The 23,642-nt window shown below is 46.7% G+C and carries 22 protein-coding genes and 1 riboswitch; of the genes, 12 read left to right on the top strand and 10 right to left on the bottom strand.

Annotated features, from left to right (window positions below; translation table 11 throughout):
• Positions 1-66 precede the first annotated feature (66 nt).
• Genes cobA through cysC form a run of 5 tightly spaced genes read left to right on the top strand, consistent with a single transcriptional unit; the run spans position 67 to position 5,728 of the window.
• Complete coding sequence (gene cobA, locus QWZ05_RS11300; RefSeq protein ID WP_290300782.1) at positions 67-927, top strand: uroporphyrinogen-III C-methyltransferase; 861 nt, start codon at positions 67-69, stop codon at positions 925-927.
• Positions 928-961: 34 nt separating this feature from the next.
• Positions 962-1,894, top strand: coding sequence for a sulfate adenylyltransferase subunit CysD (cysD, locus tag QWZ05_RS11295; protein ID WP_290298446.1), 933 nt, complete (start codon positions 962-964; stop codon positions 1,892-1,894).
• Positions 1,895-1,912: 18 nt separating this feature from the next.
• On the top strand, positions 1,913-3,343 hold the full coding sequence (gene cysN, locus QWZ05_RS11290; protein ID WP_290298445.1) for a sulfate adenylyltransferase subunit CysN: 1,431 nt from the start codon (positions 1,913-1,915) through the stop codon (positions 3,341-3,343).
• Between the two features lie 25 nt (positions 3,344-3,368).
• Positions 3,369-5,093, top strand: coding sequence for an SLC13 family permease (locus tag QWZ05_RS11285; RefSeq protein WP_290298444.1), 1,725 nt, complete (start codon positions 3,369-3,371; stop codon positions 5,091-5,093).
• A 14-nt stretch (positions 5,094-5,107) separates the two neighbouring features.
• Complete coding sequence (cysC, locus tag QWZ05_RS11280; protein WP_290298443.1) at positions 5,108-5,728, top strand: adenylyl-sulfate kinase; 621 nt, start codon at positions 5,108-5,110, stop codon at positions 5,726-5,728.
• A 24-nt stretch (positions 5,729-5,752) separates the two neighbouring features.
• Here the strand turns inward: cysC and QWZ05_RS11275 are convergent, their stop codons facing one another.
• The 7 genes from QWZ05_RS11275 to QWZ05_RS11245 form a co-directional block, all read right to left on the bottom strand.
• Positions 5,753-6,643, bottom strand: coding sequence for a TIGR03899 family protein (locus QWZ05_RS11275; RefSeq protein WP_290298441.1), 891 nt, complete (start codon positions 6,641-6,643; stop codon positions 5,753-5,755).
• A gap of 566 nt (positions 6,644-7,209) precedes the next feature.
• Entirely contained in the window at positions 7,210-7,725 is a 516-nt protein-coding gene (locus QWZ05_RS11270; protein WP_264874000.1) for a DUF3299 domain-containing protein, read from the bottom strand.
• A gap of 3 nt (positions 7,726-7,728) precedes the next feature.
• The gene (locus QWZ05_RS11265) at positions 7,729-8,988 is read right to left on the bottom strand and encodes an ABC transporter permease (RefSeq protein WP_290298439.1); all 1,260 of its coding nucleotides are present in this window, start codon (positions 8,986-8,988) and stop codon (positions 7,729-7,731) included.
• Positions 8,989-8,990: 2 nt separating this feature from the next.
• Positions 8,991-9,701, bottom strand: coding sequence for an ABC transporter ATP-binding protein (locus QWZ05_RS11260; protein ID WP_264873997.1), 711 nt, complete (start codon positions 9,699-9,701; stop codon positions 8,991-8,993).
• 74 nt (positions 9,702-9,775) lie between these two features.
• A complete protein-coding gene (gene zrgA / locus QWZ05_RS11255; protein ID WP_290298436.1) occupies positions 9,776-10,507 on the bottom strand; it encodes a zinc uptake protein ZrgA in 732 nt (243 codons plus the stop codon).
• Positions 10,508-10,575: 68 nt separating this feature from the next.
• The gene (locus tag QWZ05_RS11250) at positions 10,576-10,911 is read right to left on the bottom strand and encodes a hypothetical protein (protein WP_264873994.1); all 336 of its coding nucleotides are present in this window, start codon (positions 10,909-10,911) and stop codon (positions 10,576-10,578) included.
• 139 nt (positions 10,912-11,050) lie between these two features.
• Positions 11,051-11,608: a YtfJ family protein gene (locus tag QWZ05_RS11245; RefSeq protein ID WP_290298433.1), complete on the bottom strand. Its 558-nt coding sequence runs from the start codon at positions 11,606-11,608 to the stop codon at positions 11,051-11,053.
• Between the two features lie 223 nt (positions 11,609-11,831).
• On the opposite strand from QWZ05_RS11245, the gene QWZ05_RS11240 reads away from it, so the two are divergent.
• Positions 11,832-12,026, top strand: coding sequence for a DUF1107 domain-containing protein (locus tag QWZ05_RS11240; RefSeq protein ID WP_264873992.1), 195 nt, complete (start codon positions 11,832-11,834; stop codon positions 12,024-12,026).
• A 29-nt stretch (positions 12,027-12,055) separates the two neighbouring features.
• On the opposite strand, the gene msrA is transcribed toward QWZ05_RS11240, so the two are convergent.
• The gene (msrA, locus tag QWZ05_RS11235; RefSeq protein ID WP_290298430.1) at positions 12,056-12,694 is read right to left on the bottom strand and encodes a peptide-methionine (S)-S-oxide reductase MsrA; all 639 of its coding nucleotides are present in this window, start codon (positions 12,692-12,694) and stop codon (positions 12,056-12,058) included.
• 299 nt (positions 12,695-12,993) lie between these two features.
• Between msrA and tamA the strand changes: the two genes are divergently transcribed.
• The 4 genes from tamA (at position 12,994) to QWZ05_RS11215 (ending at position 19,416) form a co-directional block, all read left to right on the top strand.
• The gene (gene tamA, locus QWZ05_RS11230; RefSeq protein WP_290298428.1) at positions 12,994-14,706 is read left to right on the top strand and encodes an autotransporter assembly complex protein TamA; all 1,713 of its coding nucleotides are present in this window, start codon (positions 12,994-12,996) and stop codon (positions 14,704-14,706) included.
• Positions 14,703-18,461 carry an autotransporter assembly complex protein TamB gene (tamB, locus tag QWZ05_RS11225; protein ID WP_290298425.1) on the top strand — a complete coding sequence of 1,253 codons (3,759 nt, stop codon included), beginning with the start codon at positions 14,703-14,705 and terminating at the stop codon, positions 18,459-18,461. Before tamA ends, tamB begins: the two co-directional genes overlap by 4 nt.
• Before the next feature lie 103 nt (positions 18,462-18,564).
• The gene (locus QWZ05_RS11220) at positions 18,565-18,912 is read left to right on the top strand and encodes a gamma-glutamylcyclotransferase family protein (RefSeq protein ID WP_264873985.1); all 348 of its coding nucleotides are present in this window, start codon (positions 18,565-18,567) and stop codon (positions 18,910-18,912) included.
• Between the two features lie 105 nt (positions 18,913-19,017).
• Entirely contained in the window at positions 19,018-19,416 is a 399-nt protein-coding gene (locus QWZ05_RS11215) for a DUF2799 domain-containing protein (RefSeq protein WP_290298423.1), read from the top strand.
• A gap of 1 nt (position 19,417) precedes the next feature.
• On the opposite strand, the gene ppa is transcribed toward QWZ05_RS11215, so the two are convergent.
• Positions 19,418-19,945, bottom strand: coding sequence for an inorganic diphosphatase (gene ppa, locus QWZ05_RS11210; protein ID WP_290298421.1), 528 nt, complete (start codon positions 19,943-19,945; stop codon positions 19,418-19,420).
• 212 nt (positions 19,946-20,157) lie between these two features.
• Positions 20,158-21,171 carry a class 1 fructose-bisphosphatase gene (gene fbp / locus QWZ05_RS11205; RefSeq protein WP_264873979.1) on the bottom strand — a complete coding sequence of 338 codons (1,014 nt, stop codon included), beginning with the start codon at positions 21,169-21,171 and terminating at the stop codon, positions 20,158-20,160.
• 302 nt (positions 21,172-21,473) lie between these two features.
• Between fbp and mpl the strand changes: the two genes are divergently transcribed.
• The gene (gene mpl / locus QWZ05_RS11200; protein WP_264873977.1) at positions 21,474-22,829 is read left to right on the top strand and encodes a UDP-N-acetylmuramate:L-alanyl-gamma-D-glutamyl-meso-diaminopimelate ligase; all 1,356 of its coding nucleotides are present in this window, start codon (positions 21,474-21,476) and stop codon (positions 22,827-22,829) included.
• 20 nt (positions 22,830-22,849) lie between these two features.
• Entirely contained in the window at positions 22,850-23,485 is a 636-nt protein-coding gene (locus QWZ05_RS11195; protein WP_264873975.1) for a flavin prenyltransferase UbiX, read from the top strand.
• 29 nt (positions 23,486-23,514) lie between these two features.
• Positions 23,515-23,612: riboswitch (TPP riboswitch) on the top strand.
• Positions 23,613-23,642 lie beyond the last annotated feature (30 nt).

The raw sequence follows: 23,642 nt of genomic DNA, 5'->3' as shown, positions 1-23,642 counted from the left end.
AGAATTTCAGGTAATAAAAAGAGATCGCCATAATGGAGCCATTCTTCTGCAATGGATCGCAATCAGATGGCAACGGACACATCAAATATCTCCTCTAGCTTACTTAAGCTGGTATCAAATCAAGAACAGCCACGAATCTCGGCGAGTCAGCTTCAGCATGGTGAAGTCGCGCTTATTGGAGCGGGACCGGGCGACCCAGAGCTATTAACGGTTAAGGCCATGAACCTATTACAACAGGCGGATGTTGTTCTGTATGACTATTTAGTGTCAGACGAAATCATGGCGCTTGTGCCTAGCGACTGTATCTTAGTGTGTGTCGGTAAACGCGCTGGGCACCACAGCGTACCTCAAGAGAGAACGAATCAACTACTTGTCGAATTTGCTCAGCAAAACTACCGTGTCATCCGCATTAAAGGCGGAGACCCATTTATCTTTGGTCGCGGTGGTGAAGAGCTCGAAGTATTGGTAGAGGCGGGTGTGCCATTTCAGGTTGTGCCAGGGATTACTGCGGCGGCGGGTGCAACCGCTTATGCTGGTATTCCGTTGACTCATCGTGACTACGCGCAATCTGCGATGTTTATTACTGGCCACTTGAAGGATAAAGATGATCAGCTTGATTGGTCAACGCTGGCGAGAGGAAATCAAACTCTGGTGATTTATATGGGCTTGATGAAGTCTGAATATATTACCCAACAACTTATTCAACATGGCCGCGCGCCAAGCACTCCGGTGGCAATAATCGAGCGCGGTACACAAAAAGATCAGAAAGTTTGGACAAGTACGCTCAACACTTTGTCCGACATCGCGTGCCATGCTCAATCGCCCGCACTTATCGTCGTGGGTGAGGTTGTCGCCTTGTCTCAAAAACTAGACTGGTATTTATCTGGTACTCGCTTCAGCAATGATGCCGTTGCCAACTCAATATAATTTTGACTAACGAATTAGAGAGTCACTAGGCCTTTTGGCTTACAAAGGAAGACATGTTATGGACCAACAACGCTTAACCCACCTAAAACAGCTCGAAGCGGAAAGCATTCACATTATTCGTGAAGTCGCTGCTGAGTTTGATAATCCTGTGATGATGTATTCGATAGGGAAAGACTCTTCCGTCATGCTGCACTTGGCGCGTAAAGCTTTTTACCCTGGAAAAATACCTTTCCCGCTATTGCATGTAGATACGGATTGGAAATTCCGCGAAATGATTGAGTTTCGTGATCGAACCGCAAAGAAGTATGGGTTTGACTTACTGGTACACAAGAATCCCGAAGGTTTAGCGCTTGGTATTAACCCATTTGATCACGGGTCGTCGAAGCACACCGATGTGATGAAAACACAGGGATTAAAGCAAGCATTAAATAAGTATGGCTTTGATGCTGCCTTTGGTGGTGCTCGACGTGATGAGGAGAAATCTCGTGCAAAAGAACGGGTTTATTCATTCCGTGACAAAAACCACACCTGGGACCCCAAAAATCAGCGCCCTGAGCTCTGGCATACCTATAACGGCCAAGTTAACAAGGGCGAAAGCATTCGTGTGTTCCCACTATCGAACTGGACAGAGTTAGATATCTGGCAATACATCTACCTAGAAAACATTGAAATTGTGCCTCTTTATTTAGCAGCGCCTCGACCTGTTGTTGAGCGTGATGGCATGTTGATTATGGTGGATGATGAACGTATGAAGCTTGCGCCGGAAGAGAAAGTGGAAAACAAAAGTGTTCGTTTTAGAACGCTTGGTTGCTACCCACTGACAGGTGCGATTGAGTCTGAGGCTGATTCATTAACGGAGATTATTGAAGAGATGTTGGTGGCGACCTCAAGTGAACGACAAGGACGCGCGATCGACCACGATCAATCAGGATCGATGGAACTGAAAAAACGTCAGGGTTACTTCTAAAGGATCTAAGGAAAGACAATGAATAGTGCTGTAGAAGCTCAGTTAGCCGAGCTAGGAATTGAAGGCTATCTAACTCAACACCAACACAAATCGCTATTGCGTTTTTTGACATGTGGTTCTGTCGATGATGGAAAAAGTACACTGATTGGTCGCTTGCTCCATGATTCTAAGCAAATTTACGAGGATCAGTTGGCCGCCGTTCACTCAGACTCACAACGAGTCGGTACGACGGGCGAAAGACCGGATCTCGCCTTATTGGTTGATGGCCTTCAAGCGGAACGTGAACAGGGGATCACCATCGATGTAGCCTACCGCTATTTCTCGACCCAAAAACGCAAGTTCATCATTGCTGATACTCCAGGGCATGAGCAATATACTCGCAACATGGCCACGGGCGCTTCAACGTGTGACTTAGCGGTCATTTTGATTGATGCTCGTAAGGGTATTCTTGATCAAACTCGCCGTCACTCTTTCATTTCTGATCTCCTTGGGATCAAACACTTTGTTGTGGCGGTCAACAAGATGGATCTAGTGGACTACTCACAAGAGACTTTTGAGCAAATTCAGCGTGACTATCTCGAATTCGCTCAAAACTTAAGTGAGAACATTGATATCCAAATTATCCCAATCTCTGCATTGGAAGGGGATAATGTTGTCGATAAAAGCCATCGCATGGCTTGGCACCAAGGGGCTTCACTGCTTGAGTTATTGGAGCATGTAGAGGTCAATAAGTCTCTTGAGCAAGGAGAGTTTCGTTTCCCTGTTCAGTATGTGAACCGTCCAAATCTTGATTTTCGAGGATTTGCGGGCACTGTTGCCTCTGGATCGATTCGCGTTGGCGATGCTATTAAGGCACTGCCATCAGGCAAAGAGTCCAAAGTCGCACGCATCGTTACCTTTGACGGGGATTTTGAGCAGGCATACGCAGGCCAAGCGGTTACGCTGACTTTAGAAGATGAGATCGATATCAGCCGTGGCGATTTGATTGTGCTTGAAAATGCACAAGTGACCTCGACTAACCACTTGCTGGCTGATGTTGTTTGGATGACCGAAGCGGCTTTGGAGCCTGGTCGTGAGTACGACATTAAAATTGCCGGCAAGAAAACGGTAGGTCAGTTGGTTTCGGTGCGTCACCAATATGATATTAACAACCTTTCTAGTCACGACACTCACGCTTTGCCATTAAATGGTATCGGTTTGTGTGAGTGGACTCTAACAGAGTCAGTTGCACTCGATGGATATAAGAGCTGTGCGGATACAGGTGGTTTTATCATTATTGACCGCTTGACCAATGTCACTGTTGGAGCGGGCCTTGTGCGAGAAAGCCTAGAGGCGGTATCGGAGCAAGCCGGTGACTTCTCAGCCTTTGAATTAGAGCTGAACGCACTGATTCGTAAGCACTTCCCGCATTGGGGTACGCAAGACATCAGTCAATTACTGAAGTCTTAAACGAGTGCATGGCGAGGGATAGCTAATGTGGGAGCAGGGATTTGTATTGACGGTGCTACTGGGTATCGTCACATGCTTACTCGTGACACGTATCAAACCGAGTTATATATTTGCCGGAGCAGCATTTTTGGCGTTTATTTTTGGCTTGATTGATGCGGAGTCGCTTGCGGCAAACTTTACCAATTCATCGCTACTTACCTTAGTGCTTTTAATTCTCTCGTCAGTTGCATTGGAGAAAACGCGACTCATCAGCTGGGTGAGTCGCAATATTTCAGAGGGAGGGCTTGGCATCGTGGTGGCGAAGTTGGGTGTCTCAACGGCCTTGCTCTCCTCGTTCACTAACAATACCGCTGTGGTTGTCTCTCTTATTGGGGCAATAAAGCGTAATCGAAAGCATGCACCTTCGAAGTTGCTCATCCCTCTCTCTTATGCCGCCATTCTTGGGGGAACCTTGACGTTAATTGGTACGTCAACCAACTTGATCATTAATAGCTTTGTGGAAGATGCAGGCTTGCCAAGTTTAGGTTTCTTTTCACCGACCATGATTGGGTTAGCAGTACTCATTGGTGGGGTGGGGATTCTGATTCCATTAAGTTATCTGTTACCTGACTATGATGAAATCAGCCAAGATGATTTGCCGTATTTCTTAGAGGCTCGTGTTGAGCCAGGCTCCCCTTTGGTTGGGCGGAGTATTAGCGAGAATAATCTACGTGCCTTGCGGAAGCTCTTTTTGGCTGAGGTGATTCGTGACGGGAAGAGCGTGCCTTCAGTTAACCCAGATTTTATCTTGCAAGCGAGAGATCGTTTACTGTTCTGCGGTGACGTGGAGAGCGTGGCAACATTGACAGAAATTCCCGGTATGACACTGTTTGGTCAGCACCACCTCAATGGGCAAAACTTCAATGAGCTCGTTGTCAGTTCATCGGCTAACTTTGTAGGTAAAACCCTTAAATCTAGTCGTTTTCGCGATCGTTTTGATGCTGTTGTGGTCGCCATTCGTCGCGGCCATGAAAGGCTTGAGGGTGGCTTAGGGTCTGTTGAGCTTGCAGCGGGTGATACCTTGATTGTTGTCCCTGGCAAGCGGTTTGAGAGTGAAATTAAAGCCCACCGTAAAGAGTTTGTGTTTGTTCAAGAGTTGGGCTCGTCAGCAAAGATGGACGGCAATAAGTCGGCTCTGGTATTACTTGGTTTTGCGGGTGTGATCGCCGCAGCATTATTGAATGTGTTACCTATCATTAAAGGCTTGAGCATCTATTTGATTGCGCTATTACTGACAAAGACCATTCAGGTCAGTGATATTCGTCGTCGTTTTCCGAGCGACATTGTCATCATTGTTGGAGCTGCGTTGTCAATAGCACAGCTGATGCTCTCCTCGGGCCTGTCAGCTCGTCTTGGTGAGATGTTTATTGAGGTATTTAATGGCTATGGCGCAATGGGCGCTTTAGTCGCGACGTATTTAATCACCTTGGTGCTCACTGAGTTAATTACCAATAACGCAGCCGCAGCGCTCGCTTTTCCATTGGGTTACAGTTTAGCCCTTGGTTATGGTGTTGATCCGATGCCATTCATTATGGCGGTCCTGTTTGGAGCCAGCGCGAGTTTTATCTCTCCTTATGGTTATCAAACTAACTTACTGGTTTACAGCGTCGGCAGCTATAAACTCACCGATTATATAAAAATAGGGCTACCAATTTCACTGGTCTATTCAGCGTTGGTATTGACCTTGATCCCTATGTTTTTCCCATTTTAAAAGGATTTAGTGACATGAGTGCAACTGTGGAATCTCAAGACCCGAACATCGTTTGGCATCAACATGCGGTGGATAAGGCCTTTAGGGCCAATCTAAAGAAGCAAAAGCCAGCAGTGCTGTGGTTTACGGGCTTATCTGGCGCAGGAAAGTCGACAGTTGCGGGGGCATTAGAGAGTAAGCTTGCCCAGCTTGGCTATCATACTTACCTGCTTGATGGCGATAATGTTCGCCACGGACTGTGTAAAGACTTAACCTTTTCAGACAGTGACCGTAAAGAGAATATTCGTCGTATTGGAGAGCTAGCGAAACTGATGGCGGATGCGGGCCTGATTGTCCTGTCTGCCTTTATTTCTCCACACCGTTCAGAGCGTCAAGTGGTGCGTGACTTACTGCCGGAAGGAGAGTTCATAGAAGTCTATGTCAATGTGCCACTAGAGGTTTGTGAGCAACGAGATCCAAAGGGGTTGTATAAAAAAGCCCGAGCAGGAGAAATCAAAAACTTTACGGGTATCGACTCGCTATACGAGGCGCCTCAATCAGCAGAGATTGACTTACCTGCAGGGGAGCTAGATGTGCCCCAGCTGGTGGATTTGATGATAACTTCGCTAGAGCAACGCGGCGTTATTCAAGCCTAGCCGCGGCGCCAACAAGTATATTTGCTACACGGTGTGGTTCACACTGCCTTTGCTATCAGAGTGGATGGCAAAGGTCTGTTGCAACAATGCTGTCACCTGATCCCAGTAGTCTTGGTTGGGTTTATTGCCGAGTAATCGGCACAACTCATTGCCTGTGGGAGTAAAGCGATAGTAAAGCAAAGATGCCCCTTTTTGGTGAGCTTGTAGGCTCATGCTGCGGCCTTGGTATTGAATCGGTAAAGGCGCCGTCATGTCAATTTCTCCTGACTCGAGTTCACTAGTGTGAACCAGTCCGAGCTCAATAAGAACAAGCAAGCTAGAGTATGGCAGTTGGTAAGCGCCAAGGCTCACGGTTGCGGTTGAAATCCGCTTTCCAAGCTTAAAAATACTCCCTTTTGATTTCACCCCGACAAAAAGCTTTTTGCTGGTATCAGTGCCGAAGCTACAGGCTAGCGAGGCTGCTCGCTGTAAAATTTGTGCTTCTTTAGGGCTCATATCATGCAAGGCCTGCAACGCCTTCATTGAGGTCGAACCAGGGTTGGTGACTTCACGTTTTAGCACCTGTGCCCAAAGCTTTTGCATCATTGGGTTGTGAATCTCTTGTGCCATGTCGAAGAAACGATGCTGCCAGTCTAGCTCAGGCTGACCGGCACTCTCATTCTTGCAGCTGGCGTATGCGGCTTTTATGATGCTTTCTAGATTGATTTGACGCAGTTCACGACGTTTCCTCTCCCGGATAAGTGCTCGCTCAAGTGCGGTAGCATCAGTTTTATCAGAGTTGATTTCAGCGTCTAGGCCATGCTCTTCAGCCATGGCAAGGATTTGTTTACCGCTCTCTTTGATATAGTTTTTCTTCTTGTCTTGGGCTTTCGTTTCTTCAACTACGACAGTGACACTCTTGCTTTCTGTGCTCATCGTCTTCTCGCTGCTGTAATCTAATTGGAGGTTATTTTCTTCAATCTCATACCTGAAATTGAGCATTTGCTAGACAGTATATCGCTAAGTTTCACTTAGGTGCAGTTTTGAAAGTGACTTTGTCTCGAATCGAGATCTCTTTAAGTTTATGTGATTTAATAACTTGTTTACATTTGATGTTTGGTGTTGACTCCCTTTAAGCGACTAAAGAGTACTAAAGTCATATGCTACGGGGTGATTTAGTGAATTGGAGAGTATTTTGTAGTTGAAATAAATGATAAATTTTTGTTAAAATTTAAGAAAATCTAGGGGGCGATATGAATATACCGAATATACATAAGATGCGCCGCTCTATGTCTGTGGCGCTGTTGATCATAGGCTATGTGCTTGTGCTGCTATTTCTTTCCAACTACCTATTTAGTCGGTAGCTCATAAGCACGTTTAAATACCGCTATATAAAGATCTTTATTCTTCACAAACCGTAGTATTTTCACAAACCAAAGCATTCAGACGATAAAAAAGCCTCTTGTGAGGCTTTTTTTAGTTTTTGTTGTTTGAGCAACCGATTACATATCGTCGTACGCTTCGATGCCGGTACCTTCAATAACATAGGCGGTCTCAGCTAACTCATGACTGATGACTTCAGTTTTGAGTGTGCCGACGACGTAAATCACATCCCACAGCTGCTGAACAGGCGCACCTTCAGGGTACTTAACGTAGATGATCTGGTTTGGTGGCGGCGGCGGAACGTGAATACATGCGCCAAAGTATGGCACAAGCAAGAATTCGGTCACTTTATTTGCGTCACCTTCTAGCGGAATAACAAAGCCTGGAATTCGGACTTGGCTGCCATTGAGTTCGCTGCGAACACTACCAATTTTTGACTGCTGAGCGGCTAGGCTTGACGACTCGTCATGTGCGGCTAAGGGCATTCCCATATTTGAGAATTGTTGACGCTCTGACTCAGGAACGAGGTCGATCCAATCGAGAGTAAGCGCTTCATCACTGCTAGAAGCCGAAGCGAAGCTTGGTACCAGTAGGATAGAGAGTGACAGCAGAGCTGCGGATATCTGTTTTAACATTTTCTACACCTTGATAGTCATACCGTCACTAAGTGACTGACGATATGCACGAATAGCGGGAATGAAACCAATGATCACGCCAGCAAGCTGAACAAAACCAAGGAGCATCCATTCATAGTTGGTGATCATGGTCAGCTCGATAGCGATACCATATTGCTGTTGAATAATCGGCCCAGCAATCGCTAACAAGCTGTATAAGCCGGCTAGACCAGTCGCAATGCCAATAAAGGTTAATGCGCTTGCTTCGCTGACCAGTAGCATCAGTATATGCCGAGGCCGAGCTCCCATAGCCCTGAGGATAGCCATTTCTCGACGGCGTTCTTGCAAGCTCGTCAATAAGCTACTTAACATACCCAGTAACCCTGCAACTACAACAAAGATAGATACTACCATTAATGCTTGTTCGGCTACAGACATCATTCCCCAGAGTTCATGCAGGGCAACGCCTGGCATGATGGCGCTCAAAGGCTCTTTGGGGTAGGTGTTTATCTCTCTTTGTAGTGCAAAGGTCTGGATACGGGATTTTAGACCCACTAACATTGCCGTAATCTGTTCAGGTTGAAAATCCATCGCTTCAAGTTCGGCTTTGGTTGGTGTAGGACCTAACCGTGCACCAGACTCCCACCCGACATGAATGGCTTCAATTGATTCGAGCGAGACATGGATCGTTTTGTCTACAGGTGTACCAGTGGGCTTGAATATCCCGACAATCTTAAATGGTAGGTTGTCATGACGACTGAATGCCACATCACTTAAGCCGTGCGCAATGACAATCTCATCATCGATTTTATAGCCAAGGCCACGAGCCACATCCGCACCGATCACCGCTTCAAACATACCATCAAATGGACCTCCTTCGGCGAGCTCTAAATGTTGTCGACTACCAAACTGGTAATGCTCAAAGTAGCTTTGGTTTGTGCCCATTACACGAAAACCACGATGAGAGTCTCCCAAAGAGATGGGAATACTCCAGTCAACGGCACGATGTCGGCTAAATTCTTCGTAGCTGCGCCAGTCGATGTTGTTGGTGGCGTTACCAATACGAAAAACAGAGTAAAGAAGTAGGTTCACCTGTCCAGAGCGCCCCCCAACAATCAGGTCGGTTCCAGAGATGGTGTTGGCAAAGCTGGTTTTTGCTTGAGTACGAATTCGCTCTACACCCATTAGCAGAATGACAGAGATAGCGACTGTCAGGACAGTAAGCAGTGCCGTTGCTTTACGGTTTTTAAGGCTTTTCCATGCCAGAGTGCTGATAGCTAACATGTTTATGCTCCCGCCGTATTGATTTCTTGCAACTGAATTGAGCGTTTAAAAAGTGGCTCCAATGTTGGATCGTGGCTAACAAATACCAAGGTTGAACTAGCCTCGGTCGCCTGCTCCATCAAAAGCTCAATAAACGCAGTGCGATTGTCGAAATCTAAGGCTGAGGTAGGCTCATCAGCAATGATCAACTTAGGAGCACCAATCAATGCTCGAGCGGCTGCAACGCGTTGTTGTTGGCCGATGCTCAGCTCTATCACTGGCTTGTTGAGCAGCTCAGGTGCGAGGTGCAAGCGTTCAAGTAACTGACGGGCTTTGTCTTCCAATTTACCCTGCACATTGCTTTTTCGGTGTGCTGAAAACTGGCACGGCAATACGACATTTTCGATCACACTCAAATAAGGCAATAGATTGAACTGTTGGAAAATATAGCCCACATGATCCGCACGGAAGCGGTCTCTTTGGCGTGAAGATAGTAGAGTGAGATCACTGCCTAAGACTTCAACTTTGCCAGACTCTGCAGCGTTAATTCCAGTCAGTAGGGAGAGCAGTGTAGATTTACCACACCCACTTGGGCCTTTAATGAATGTATGTTCAGCTTGATTAATGGACAGCTTATCTATCTTGAGTGTTGGTTTAGCATCGGCAGACCAGCGGAATGTCACACTGTCTAGGTCGATAACATGTGCTAAATCAGGTTTGTCTATTGGCATCATTGGGTTAGCTTATACAAAGTACAATTGGAAGCTAGGTGGCTATTGGCCACCTAGCGTTTCATCATGGATGAAGATTACAGGTCAAATCGGTTCGTCGTGCCTTCTAGCGTTGCGCCGCCTTGAACACGATCGGTTAAGATATTGACCGAGATTTTATGGGTTTGTTCAAACTTCTCTAACCATGATGTTTCGAGTTGCGTCAGGTTATTGATGTTGTCACAGGCAAAATGGTACTCGACTGTAAACTCACCGTGGCCAGCATGATGGTCATGGTCATGGTCATGGTCATGGTCATGTTTGTGCTCGTCATGATCATGGTCATCATGGTCGTGCTTGTGCTCGTCATGATTGTGGTCATCATGGTCGTGCTTATGCTCGTCATGATTATGGTCATCATGGTCGTGCTTATGCTCGTCATGGTTATGATCATCGTGGCTATGATGGTCATGATCTGAGTGAGAACCTTCACCTAGGGTATGTGATACAGATTTGTATTCAACAGAGCAGTTTGCATTTGCTGCGAGGGTGAATAGTGACTCTGGTTGCTCAAGTTTTTCAATTGCTTGCTTGAGTGCTGCTTTTTCTGCATCCGTTTCCGGCGCACGTTCAAAGCCGACAACATCAGCGCCTGGTGCGACGATTTCAATCAGAAGCTCATTGCCATCTTGCGCGACATTAAACTCAACTTCACCATGCACATGAGCACCATGTTGACGGAATTCTGATTCTGCTTGTGCTGGAAGTGTTGCTAGGCCAAGTGCGGCTAGAGCTGAAAGTGTGATTGTGTTTAGTTTTAAGTTTTTCATAAGTCATTAAATCCAAAAGAGTACTTACTAAAGATAGTTTAAGAATAAAGTAATGGTAAATCAGATGGTTAATGAACGGGTGGAGAACGCGCCTGTACTTCGGGTAGATAGCGAAGGGTAAAGACCTTACTTATCGTAAAGAAGGAGGTAAAAAATGGTAGCGGTGCGACTGTTGGAGCCTGTGTACTGACTAGGTTCTTAGCGCACATAACCAACTCACAATGGTGATACTCGTGAGCATCAAGTTCGTTATTATTGTGAGGGTGTGAATGTGTGTGGCTATGCTCATGATTGTGAGCATGAACAAGGTGCTCGATATAGAGGCTATTTAACCCGAAAAGCAGGGAGATACAAACGGCTGCAAGCATTTTGGCACGCAAGGGAGCAAGATGTAGATGCAGCATATCGGCGTAGTCTCTTAAGTAAAGGCGGTAACGTTATATTATAACAGTCCCACCTTTTCAATAAGATGACGGCGAACTTGACGGTTATTTAACTTATATCTAATCGCTATGATACTTATGTCGCCATGGAAAATCTTAGTTATTTAGTGACATTCTTTTGGATAAGAGAAAGTACTTGCTGAATCTCTTCTTCACTTAGTGCGCCCTCTTTTATAAACAAAATCTTGCCTTGTTTATCTTGCACAATGATGGCAGAAGACTTCTCTTCTAACTGCCATGCATTGGCCGCCAGGCCGTCTGAGTCAAGGACCATAGAAGACCATGGGAACTCTTTTTTGCTGTCTTCAGCCGACGATTTTACAAATGAACCCGTTCCCCAAAGTGCATCGTCTTGGTTGATGATGGTGGTGGTTTGGTAGCTGTCTTCAGCAAAATCAGCGGCAGTAATCGCCGCCATCAGTGGGGTATTCATTTCTTTGGCGGCACTGCGTCCTGCGATGGCTTGAATAACTCTCACTTTCCCCAACATCTGCTCGGTATTCCAGCTTTGATATTTAATTTTGTCTTGGTCGAGTAGCAGTTCGCCCACTTTGTTGATCTTGACTGAGTGCAGCGTGCCATCCACTTCTAAGTTGTGAGCAGCAACGGAAAGTGGTGCAGCGATCAAAAGAGTAGAGAGCAGGGATTTGATTTTCATTCTTTTCTTCCTTTAATTAAAGAAATGCTATTTATTTGTTAAATGGTGTAACATCCGTCTGGTGTTATCTTTAAAATAGTAGAAAAATAAAAACTGGCATTATTAATGCACAATGATTTTTGAATAGTTTGACAGCTCTAACACGAGTTGTCGCTGAATGTTTCAATGGTCAGTCCATCTGCACAGACAAGATGCAGAGACAATAAGGAAGTTGAGGTTAGTCATGTTGCGCGAGTTTGTAAAATATAGACCGATTCAGGTCGCAAGGTTTGTTAAGACGCTGTTTAAGGGACGGTTTGTTATTCAGGGGGTAGGGGGCTTTGAGTTTGATAACGGCAAAGTGTTGCTGCCGGACGTTAACAATGCCCATAAACTGGCTGTTTACAAAGAGATCAATGGCGTCATAGCCGACATGTAGGCGGCTATGACGGTTTCTCAAATTGAGAATCAGTTTGAGAGAGAAGGGGGGAAGCACACACCAGTGCCTCCCAACCCACAATAGCCTTCAGGATTTTTTGCCAAATACTGTTGGTGATAGGTTTCTGCAAAATAGTATTTTCCAGCGGGCAAAATCTCGGTGGTGATCTGCTGCTTTTCATCGTTGCCCAATAGATTTTGATACGCCTCTTTTGATTCACACGCTGTGTTCATTTGTGTTTGGTCATACACATACAGTGCACTTCGGTACTGCGTTCCGATATCGTTGCCCTGCTGCATGCCCTGTGTTGGGTCATGTCTTTCCCAAAAATGGGTAAGAAGTTGCTGCAAAGAGAGTTTTTCTGGCGAGTAGACAACGCGCACGACTTCGGCGTGACCAGTTTTTCCCGAGCATACTTCTTCGTAGGTTGGGTTTTCTGTGTAGCCACCGCTGTAGCCAACAGAGGTAGACACCACCCCATCTAGTTGCCAAAACAATCTTTCTGCACCCCAAAAACAGCCCATCCCGATGAGGATTTCTGCTTGATCAGTGGTAGGGGCAGCACTGATGCTTGATTGATTGACAAAGTGTGTGTCATCGACAGTAAGGGGGGTATCACGCCCAGGTAACGCTTTTTCTGGGCTGATCATAATGTGTTTTTCCGACATAAGGCTTCCTTGTGAGAGTCGTAAGCATTTATTGTTATCTTGTATTGTTGACGTGATTGTTTTCGAAATTAGCATTATTAAAAACAATAGTTTGAGACACAATATCGTCTTTTTGAGGCCTGCTTACTACAGACTTCTTGTGTTATAGACGATACTATATTGCACGCTTTGTGCAACTTCTAGCGTCGTGGATGTGTCCAATGCTTCATACGAGTGTTTGGCGTGTTCGCCATCAATAATAAAATATAAAAAGTGTTTTCAGCATCAGTCTTATTTACTGCTTTTCAAGGCTCAACAGGATGACATCGCAGCGATTTTTACTGTCTTTTTCTGCCCTGCTTGCTTTTGCTCAGCCTACTTGGGCCGCAAGCCTCTCAATTAATGGTCTCAAGGGTGAGGAATTATCCAACCTCGAGGTCTACCTTAGCTCGATCAACAAAGATGAGTATTCGACTGATCTACGCTTTCGTGCGCGAATTGAAAGTATGGTGACCGAGTCACTCAATGCTTTGGGGTATTACAACCCGACGATATCTACTCGCGTGGATGAAAAGCGAGATGAGTTAATAGTAACGATTGAACAAGGAGATCCTGTTCGTATCACTCAGCTAGATATTCAACTTTCAGGCGAGGCGAATAGTGATGAAGACTTCAAGCGAGTGATAAATAGCTCACCATTGAAGTTGGGTGTAAAACTCAATCATGGGCAGTATGATGCGCTTAAATCCAGTATCCGTAATCTTGCCCTACAAAAAGGCTATTTTGATGCTGATTATAAGTTGAGCCGCCTTGAAGTTGTCCCGAGTAAAAATGAAGCATTTGTTCGACTGCATTTCGATAGTGGCATTCGTTATCATTTTGGTCCTACCACCATTAATGGCAGCCAAATCGACGAGACGCGTGTGAGATCTCTTCAGCCCTATGAAGAGTCAAAGCCTTATTTGGCCTCTCAAGTAGGCGAGTTCAACCAAAACTTGTCAAATACGGACTGGTTCTCTTCGGTGTTTGTTGAACCAGATCTGACCCAACTCGGTAAAGGTCGAGATCTTCCTATGAAAGTCTCACTTGCACCTCAGTCACGCAATCAATTGGAAACGGGCTTGGGCTACTCTACTGATGTTGGAGTGAGAGGGTCCGTAAAATGGAAAAAACCTTGGGTTAACTCGCGTGGCCACAGTTTTGATTCCAGTGTTTCTCTCTCTGTTCCTGAGCAGACGGTCACTGCGGGCTACAATATCCCCCTGCAAGACGTGTTGCATGACTACTACCGTATTCAATTCGGGATGAAAATCCTAGATAACCGCGATACAGAGAGTGTCGAGACTAATTTAGCCGTTGAGCGACACTGGTTACTTGACGGAGGGTGGCACAGAACTGCGTATGTACGATACTTGTATGAGCGCTTTACCCAAGGTCTGCAAGACGACACCAGTCAGTTCTTACTCCCAGGGGTGACCTATACGCGAACCCGCTCTCGAGGTGGCGCTATGCCAACTTGGGGAGATAAACAGTCGATAACGATTGAATATGGTGATCCCGCGGCGCTTTCAGAAACGCGGGTTGTAAGACTGTTAGCAGGCACGACGTTTATTCGCAGTGCAGGTAAAAACCACCGCGGGATCTTTCGACTTGATGGCGGTGCGAACTTCCCGGATGACTTTGAAAGCTTGCCGCCATCGCTGCGTTTCTTCGCTGGTGGTGATAACAGTATTCGTGGTTATGGCTATGAGTCAGTGTCACCAACCGATGAGAGTGGCGCACTCACGGGTGCCAAATATGTCGTAACGAGCACGCTAGAGTATCAATATCGTGTCACCGGTAATTGGTGGGGCGCGGTCTTTTATGACATTGGTGATGCTTTCAATGACAGTCCACAATGGCGCGATGGTGCCGGTGTGGGTGTTCGCTGGGCCTCGCCTGTCGGTCCGATTCGATTTGATTTTGCATGGGGGCTAGACGACTCTGCCAAAGATGATTTCAGAATACACTTCTCACTGGGGCCTGAATTATGATTCGTAAAGCGGTTACAGTGACAAAATGGGTTTCCGTTTCCATTACCAGTTTGATAGTCATCACAATGATGGCCGTTGGATTTCTTCTCTTTACCAACTCCGGCTTACAAACCATTCTCTGGGGGGCAGAGAAGGCGTTACCATCACTCAAGGTAGAGCAAGCGGAAGGCGCACTCTTTCCGCGTTTTACGCTGCGTAATATTCAATTCAAAGATGACGCTCTTGGTGTAGACCTTAATGCCGACGTCTTGACCTTAGCCATCAATCACCAGTGCTTTCTGTCTCCGGCGATTTGTATCGATGAGCTGAGTGGTGATCAACTCAACTTGGTGCTTTCTGACACACCTTCGGTCGATGAGCCTGAAGCAGAGCCCTCTGAGCCAATCACCGAGATCTCCACACCGCTACCGATTGAACTCAATAAGTTAGCACTTACCAACATAAGCTTGGATCTCTATGGAACGCAGGTTGAGTGGCAGAAATTCACATCAGGCGCAACATTTAATGGCAATGTCGCAACCTTAACGCAAACCCTACTGGAAAATTCGTCGGTCACACTTACTGAGACAGAACAGAGTGATGAACCTGCACCAACCGAGGTGGAATCGCCAGTGCAGCCTATCGAGCTACCTGAAGTATGGATTCCGCTTGAGGTGGTCGTCGAACAGATCGAGATAAATCACTTTGAGCTCAAGTCCGGTGATAGTCCTTTTGTGCTGCATCACTTGAGATTGGCCGCAAACGCGCAAGGTCATGATGTCAATATCGAGAAGCTTGCTGTTGATATTGATGAGGTTGAGGCGGTGCTGTCAGCCAATGCTCAGCTTAAAGATGGCTATCCACTGTCAGCTCAGCTCGATGCAACGGCAAAGCTGGCGCTGGCAAAAGGTGAAAAAATCAGTCTCAAGTTGGATGGCAGTGTCGCAAATCTAGATTTAGCCCTTGAAACACAAGGGGTGAACAACATTGCTTTGACTGGGAATGTTAAGCCTTTAGAGCCAACTCTGCCATTCACCGTTGAAATCAAAGACTCTAATGTCCAATGGCCGCTAGTCGATAAGGCAGATTACAGCGTAGTGGTTACTCACTTGCAAGGCAGTGGTACGTTAGATAGCTATCAAGCGAAGCTATCAGGCAACGTAAAAGGCAATGGCATCCCTGATTTGGATGTCTCTCTGGACGGTAAAGGGACGCTTTCAGACATTGACCTTAACCACATCCGAATCGATACACTGGGCGGCAGCATTGAAGGGCAAGTCGCAAGTCAGTGGGAAGACTTAGTCACTTGGCGCGCTGATGTGCAGATGAGCACCATTCAACCTGGGCTACACTGGCCAGAAGCAGAAGGCAGTATCTCAGGTCAACTTGCGACAACGGGTGGTTTAACTGAGAAAGGAGGTTGGTATGTGGACCTACCTACCTTGGACATTCAGGGCATTATCCGCGACTACCCACTCGATCTTGCAGGTAGCCTTCAGGCCTCTGATCGCTCAGGACAGGGGCAGTACCGACTTGATACACCGGGTTTGTCACTAGGGCATGGGCCAAATCAGTTGCAGGTTGATGGTAACTTGGATGAAACATGGGCTCTGAATATTGATCTAAACCTTCCGCAGTTAGCTAAGTCGGTGCCAGACGTGACAGGTTCGGCGCAGGGTAAAGTTATGCTGAGAGGGAAGTTAGAGCAGCCGGAGCTCAATCTCGATTTGAGCGCAAATTCGATTCAATGGCAGCAACTAGCAGGATTACAGTCGCTTTCAATTAAGGGTAGCTTGCTCCCCGCTAGTGATCCTAAAGTGGCATTGAATATTGAGGCGAGTAAGCTGAGTTATGAAGAGTTTAAAGCCCCCTCTCTCAAGGTGGATCTCGATGGCACACTGACGGATCACAAGCTGAATATCGATCTCGACTCTGAATTAGTCGACGTTGTGTTTGCTTTGGTTGGGGACTTTAGTCAGCAAGCCAACACTTGGGAGGGCACGCTAAACACATTTCAGGTAACGACTGAGCAAGGCCCGTGGCGCATCCAGCAGCCAGTTAACCTATATACTGATATTAATCAGTTGTTGGTTAAAGTGAGTGCTCACTGTTGGGCGCAGTCTTCATCTTCACTTTGTTTAAACAAAGACATTGAAGTCTCAGAGCAAAATGGTGATGTATCGCTGTCGATAAAACAGTTCGATTTTGCGCAGCTGGAACAATATATCCCACAAGAGACGCAAATCGAGGGTGCTGTCGATGCAGACGTTGAGGCTCGCTGGGCAAATGGCCAAGTACCGGAAGTGAAAGCGTTGGTTGAGTTGACGCCAGGTCGTGTGACCCAGCAACTTGATGAGCCTTTAGTTGTGGGGTGGCAAGCTTCGATGTTGAAAGCGCACTTTGCTAACAATCGCGTAGAAGGCGAGTGGAATATTGATATCGATAACAACGGTGATATTTCCGGTAAGGTCTTGATCCCTGATGTGCTTGCTGAAGATCGCACCATTGATGGTGAAATTAAACTGACGCCATTTAACTTAGATTTTCTTTCTCCGATCGTGGGGGCATACAGTGAGGTCAATGCCAATATAGAGGCGGATGTTAAGCTCTCAGGCCCCCTTATGCAGCCAAAAGCTAATGGTTATTTTAAGATAAACCAAATGAAGGTTAATGGTGAAATCTCGCCAGTTGCGGTTGAGCAAGGCGAGGTCAATTTGAACTTTGCTGGTTATCAAGCAACGCTTGATGCCTTAATTCAAACTGCCGAAGGGGATTTGAAAGTTGAGGGTGACGCAGGCTGGCAAGACTTAGCGGATTGGCACAGTGACATTCGGGTGTTTGCCGATGGGCTGATGGTCGAAGTTCCGCCGATGGTAAAAGTTCGTGTTGAACCAGACATGACGATTTCAATGTCGCCGAAGCAGGCGAAAGTTCACGGTGATATTCACCTACCTTGGGCTCGAATTGATGTGCAGAGTCTGCCAGAGTCTGCGGTGAGTGTCTCAAGTGATCAGGTGATTCTCAATGAGAACCTGGAGCCGGTAGAGGAAGATACCAATATTCCTTTTGCGCTAGAAACAGACGTCAACATCCATATTGGTGATGATTTCCGCCTGTCCGCCTTTGGTCTTACCGGTAGCTTAGTGGGCACACTCAATGTGGCGCAACGAGATAAAGGCCCTGTGGTCAACGGTGAGGTGAACATCGTCGATGGCTCTTACAGCTCTTTTGGTCAAGATCTATTGATCGACGAAGGTAAGATCTTGATGAATGGTCCGGTCGATCAGCCATACATAGTGATCACGGCAATACGAAACCCTGACAATACTCAAGACGATGTGACAGCGGGTATCCGTGTGACTGGTCCTGCTGACGAGCCAGTGGTTGAGATTTTCTCAGAGCCAGCCATGCCGCAGGCGAACGCATTGTCGTACTTACTGCGAGGCCAAGATATTGATGGTGAGTCAGGTGGTAATGCCATCACCACAACCCTAATCGGCTTGAGTTTAGCGCGAAGTGGTAAAGTCGTTGGTGAGATTGGTGAGGCCTTTGGTGTGCAAGATCTACAGTTAGATACTGCCGGAACAGGGGATGATTCTCAAGTGACGGTCAGTGGTTATATATTACCAGGCCTGCAAGTCAAATATGGTGTAGGTATCTTTGATTCTGTGGGTGAGTTTACCGTTCGTTATCGAATCATGCAGGATCTCTATATAGAGGTGGTTTCAGGCTTAGACAGTGCCGTTGATGTGCTTTATCAGTTTGAGTTTGATTGATGACAGGTTGTAAGTGATGGCACTAGATTTGCTCAATATGAAACTTTGCTATAGTTGAAGTTCGGATCGAGTTGACATGGTTGACGATATTAGGGATAGCAGTATGCAGCATTTAGTCTTTGTTTACGGTACGTTACGCAAGGGAGAGAGCAACCATCACTACCTTGAACAGTGTGATTGCTTGGGCACGTGTGAGACGCTTCCTGAGTACACTCTGTTCGATCTTGGTGCATATCCTGCGGTGATCGCGGGTCATAGCAGTATTCTAGGTGAAGTCTACTGGGTGAATGATGACACTCTAGCTCAACTCGATCGCCTTGAAGATGTGCCCGTGGAATACCGACGCGAAACCATTAGCACTCCTTTTGGTCTAGCTTGGATTTATCTTTATCAACAGCCAGCTGAGTTAGATGTTGAAATCGCTTCAGGGGATTGGTTTCAGAGGATTTGAACTATCGGTTGAGGCATACGTACCTGTGTGAGAACGTACCTGTGTGAGTTGGGTGCATAGATTTGTTCGCAAGGTTGTGTACTTGATATCAAGGAGAACATCACGATGAAACCATTAATACTTTCTATGTGGACCCTGCTGGCCTCTGCCGTTATTGGTGGGTGCTCGTCACTTGAAGTCCCATCGAGCTCACTTGCGGCAGACTGGCAAGCGTACGGCCTTGAACACGGGCAGAAAGGCTGGGTTAAGCTGACTCAAGAGCGCATGGGTGAGCTCGATAATAATCAAGTGTTTACTGCTGATCTCTATCAAGCGTACACCGATGGCTATGAGCAAGGACGAGATGCTTATTGTGAACAGAGCGCCTTTGAGTTGGGGTTAAGTGGTGCTACCTATTTGGGCGTGTGTGACTACAAAGACCCTAAATACTATCAAAAATATGTTTCAGGCCAGACCGCCGCGGAGTGGGGCTATAACGCCAACACCCACGGCAGTTACTACTAGATTATTTTTTCGCTCGCTCAAAAGAGGAGATGATCTCCTCTTTTGCTGTGGCGGCGTCTTTCCAACCTTCGACTTTTACCCACTTCCCTGGTTCTAGTTCCTTGTAACGCTCAAAAAACTGGGTGATTTGCGCTTTGAGAAGCGCTGGAATGTCATCGACGTCTTTAATGTCATCGTACTCTTTAGATATTTTGCTGTGAGGAACGGCGAATACTTTGGCATCTTCACCGGACTCATCTGTCATCATTAACACGCCTACAGGGCGACAACGTATCACTGATCCTGGCATCAATGGATAGGGAGTGGGTACTAATACGTCAACCGGGTCTCCATCAAGCGACAGCGTGTGGTTCACATAGCCATAATTACATGGGTAGAACATGGGAGCAGACATGAATCTGTCGACAAATACCGCCCCGGAGTCTTTATCTACCTCATATTTTATTGGATCTGCGTTAGCGGGAATCTCGATGATCACGTAGATATCATCAGGAAGGGAGAGGCCAGCAGGCACGTGATTTAAGCTCATAGAAATATCCTTTTTGTGGTAGGAATCATTGTGATAGCGTGTGAATGCATACTCCTAGTTATAGAAGATATTTCGCTAGAGCGACAAACTGCTAGTGTAGAGATGTGTTTTTGAGGTGTTCAATAAAAGCAAAACAAAAGGGCACCTTGAATAAGGTGCCCTTGTTGCTATTAGTTCTGGGTTGTTGCTATTAGTACTGAGTGTTGTAGTACTTAGTCTTCAGGAAACTCACTAATGAACTCTTCGACTTTATCAACCATCGATTTTGAGCCACAGAAGAACGGAACGCGTTCATGCAGCTCTTTTGGATCGATATCCATAATACGCTGTTGACCATCAGAAGCTGTGCCGCCAGCTTGCTCAACAAGGAACGCCATCGGATTACACTCGTAAAGCAGACGCAGCTTACCATTTGGATGGCTTTGTGTACTTGGGTACATGTAAATACCACCGTGTAAAAGGTTGCGGTGGAAGTCTGATACCAATGAGCCGATGTAGCGTGACGTGTAAGGACGGCCATCTTCAGGCACATTCTCTTGGCAGTACTTAATGTACTTCTTAACCCCTTTCGGGAAGCGAATGTAGTTGCCTTCGTTGATCGAGTAGATTTTACCCTCGGTAGGGATCATCATGTTTTCGTGAGAAAGACAGAATGTGCCAAGAGAAGGATCGTAAGTAAAGCCGTTAACACCAGCACCAGTGGTGTACACTAGCATCGTTGACGAGCCGTAGATAACGTAACCCGCAGCCACTTGCTTATGGCCTGGTTGCAGGAAGTCTTCCATAGTTGGTGGTGTACCTACAGGAGATACGCGATGGTAAATTGAGAAGATCGTCCCCACAGATACGTTAACGTCAATGTTTGATGACCCATCTAGTGGATCCATCAAAACCACGTATTTCGCATGTTGGTTTTTATCACGATCAAAGCTTACCGCTTCATCTTCTTCTTCACTGGCGACACCACAAACTTGGTCACGAGCTTCCAGTGCTGCCTTGAACTTTTCATTTGCGTATAGGTCGAGCTTTTGTTGAGCTTCGCCTTGAACGTTTTCTGTGCCTACTGCACCAGTGATATCAACTAAGCCTGCTTTATTGATTTCACGGTTAACGATCTTTGCAGCAAGACGAATAGACGCGAGTAGAGACGATAGGTCGCCGCTGGCATGGGGAAAATCTGCCTGTTTCTCGACAACGAATTCGCCTAAAGTGCGTAATCCTGACATGTTAGGTCCTTAACTCTTAATTTTTAGGGGGAGATGGAGGAGCCGTGTCGCCTCTTGATGGGGAATCAAGCTCACCTTTAATCTTAGAGTTTAAAATTTATTACGAGAATTGAATAAAATACCAAAACTGGCTATTTGTATGATTATTTGGTGTGTTTGTTCGTTTTTTGTGCGCTTGAACGTTTGCGCTGAGCAAATAGAGGCGGGATCTCAATCTTTTGCGCCATAAACGCGTATCATGCTCATCCTGTAGCAAGCTGATATAATTGCTGTAATTAGATTAATCGACAGGGATGGCGACTATGCACATTCACATCTTAGGTATTTGCGGTACGTTTATGGGTGGTGCGGCTATGTTAGCTCGCCAACTTGGCCATAAAGTGACGGGCTCTGATGCCAATGTTTACCCTCCAATGAGTACGATGCTTGAAGAGCATGGTATCGAAATCATTCAAGGTTATGACCCTGCTCAACTTGAGCCAGCCCCAGACCTTGTCGTGATTGGCAATGCGATGAGTCGCGGCAATCCCTGTGTTGAATATGTTCTAAACCGTAACTTTCGTTACACCTCTGGTCCTCAGTGGCTACAAGAGTTTCTCTTGCATGACCGCTGGGTACTTGCAGTATCTGGCACGCATGGCAAAACGACAACGTCAAGCATGCTGGCTTGGATTCTAGAGGAGTGCGGTTATCAACCCGGATTCCTCGTGGGAGGTGTGTTAGGGAACTTTGGCATTTCGGCTCGCTTGGGTGAGAGCATGTTCTTTGTGGTTGAAGCGGACGAGTATGATAGCGCCTTCTTTGATAAGCGCTCTAAGTTTGTTCATTACCATCCTCGCACTTTGATCATGAATAACCTTGAGTTTGATCATGCTGATATCTTTGATGATTTAGAAGCGATCAAGCGTCAGTTTCATCATTTGGTACGCACAGTACCGGGCAATGGTCGGATTCTGTCACCAAAGAGTGACAGTGCGATTGCCGATGTGCTTGACCGAGGCTGTTGGAGCGAAACGGAATTTTCCGGCCAGCAAGGGGACTGGAGCGCCAAAAAATTGCGTAAAGATGGCAGCCAGTTTGAGGTGAGTTATCAAGAGCAGGTTGTTGGTCAGGTTGATTGGGATCTAGTGGGCGATCACAATGTCGATAATGCCCTCATGGCCATTGCCGCTGCACGTCACGTCGGTGTCTCTCCACAGCATGCGTGCGAAGCGTTAGCGAAGTTTATCAATACGAAACGTAGGCTTGAGCTCAAAGGAGAGTTCAACGGTATTACGGTCTATGATGATTTTGCTCATCACCCAACGGCCATTGAACTGACATTGGGTGGCCTGCGTAACAAGGTGGGCAAAGATAAGATCATTGCGGTCTTAGAGCCTCGCTCCGCGACGATGAAACGCGGAGTACACAAAGAAACCTTGGCGGCGTCATTGTCTGCGGCAGACAGCGTGTTTATTTATCAGCCTGATTCGATAGATTGGTGTGTGAGTGATGTTGCGCAGCAGTGTGCTCAACAGAGCGATACTGACGATAACATCGACCGCCTTGTTGAGAAGATCGTCGCCAGCGCAAAGCCTGGAGACCATATTCTGGTGATGAGTAATGGAGGGTTTGAAGGTATTCACGACAAACTCCTGCGAGCTCTCTCCACCAAATAAACCATAAAGAGAAATAGCGCGTGACCACACAAACTGTAGCGAACAACAAGGCAATCACACTGGCGTTTACTGGAGCGTCAGGCGCACCTTATGGGTTGCGCCTGCTGGAGTGCTTGCTTGCCGCGGACTATCAAGTCTATCTTCTCATTTCGTCTGCTGCGCGTGTGGTATTAGCCACAGAGCATGGCCTAAAGCTACCCAGTGGGCCAGACGCTGCACATCAAGCCTTGGTAGAGCATTTGGGCTGTGAGGCAGACAAGTTAGTCGTATGCGGTAAAGAGGATTGGTTTTCTCCAGTGGCATCTGGCTCTGCAGCACCAAAGCAGATGGTGGTGTGTCCTTGCTCTGCCGGCAGTGTGGCTGCAATTGCCCATGGGATGTCGGACAACTTGATTGAGCGTGCAGCGGATGTCGTGCTTAAAGAGCGAGGACAACTGCTGTTGGTAGTGAGAGAGACGCCATTTTCGACCTTACACCTAGAAAATATGCACAAGCTTTCTCAAATGGGTGTCACCATCATGCCCGCAGCGCCGGGGTTTTATCATCAACCGAAAACCATCGAAGATCTGATTGACTTTATGGTGGCGCGTATTTTAGATCACCTAGGTGTAGAGCAGGGGTTAGTGCCTCGATGGGGTTACGATCAACGCAGCTAGCGTTTACCTTTAATTAACATTACAATTTGTGCCACTCAACGGGGTGCTGGCGTGAGGTCAGCTGAGAAAATACCCGTAGCGACCTGAACCAGATAATGCTGGCGTAGGCATTGAGAGACCTTGTTTAGGTCGCCCTGCCCAGCGATGACAAGGAATG

Source organism: Vibrio agarivorans (genome assembly GCF_030409635.1).
Lineage (GTDB): Bacteria > Pseudomonadota > Gammaproteobacteria > Enterobacterales > Vibrionaceae > Vibrio > Vibrio agarivorans.
This window is presented reverse-complemented; position numbering and strand designations above follow the sequence as displayed.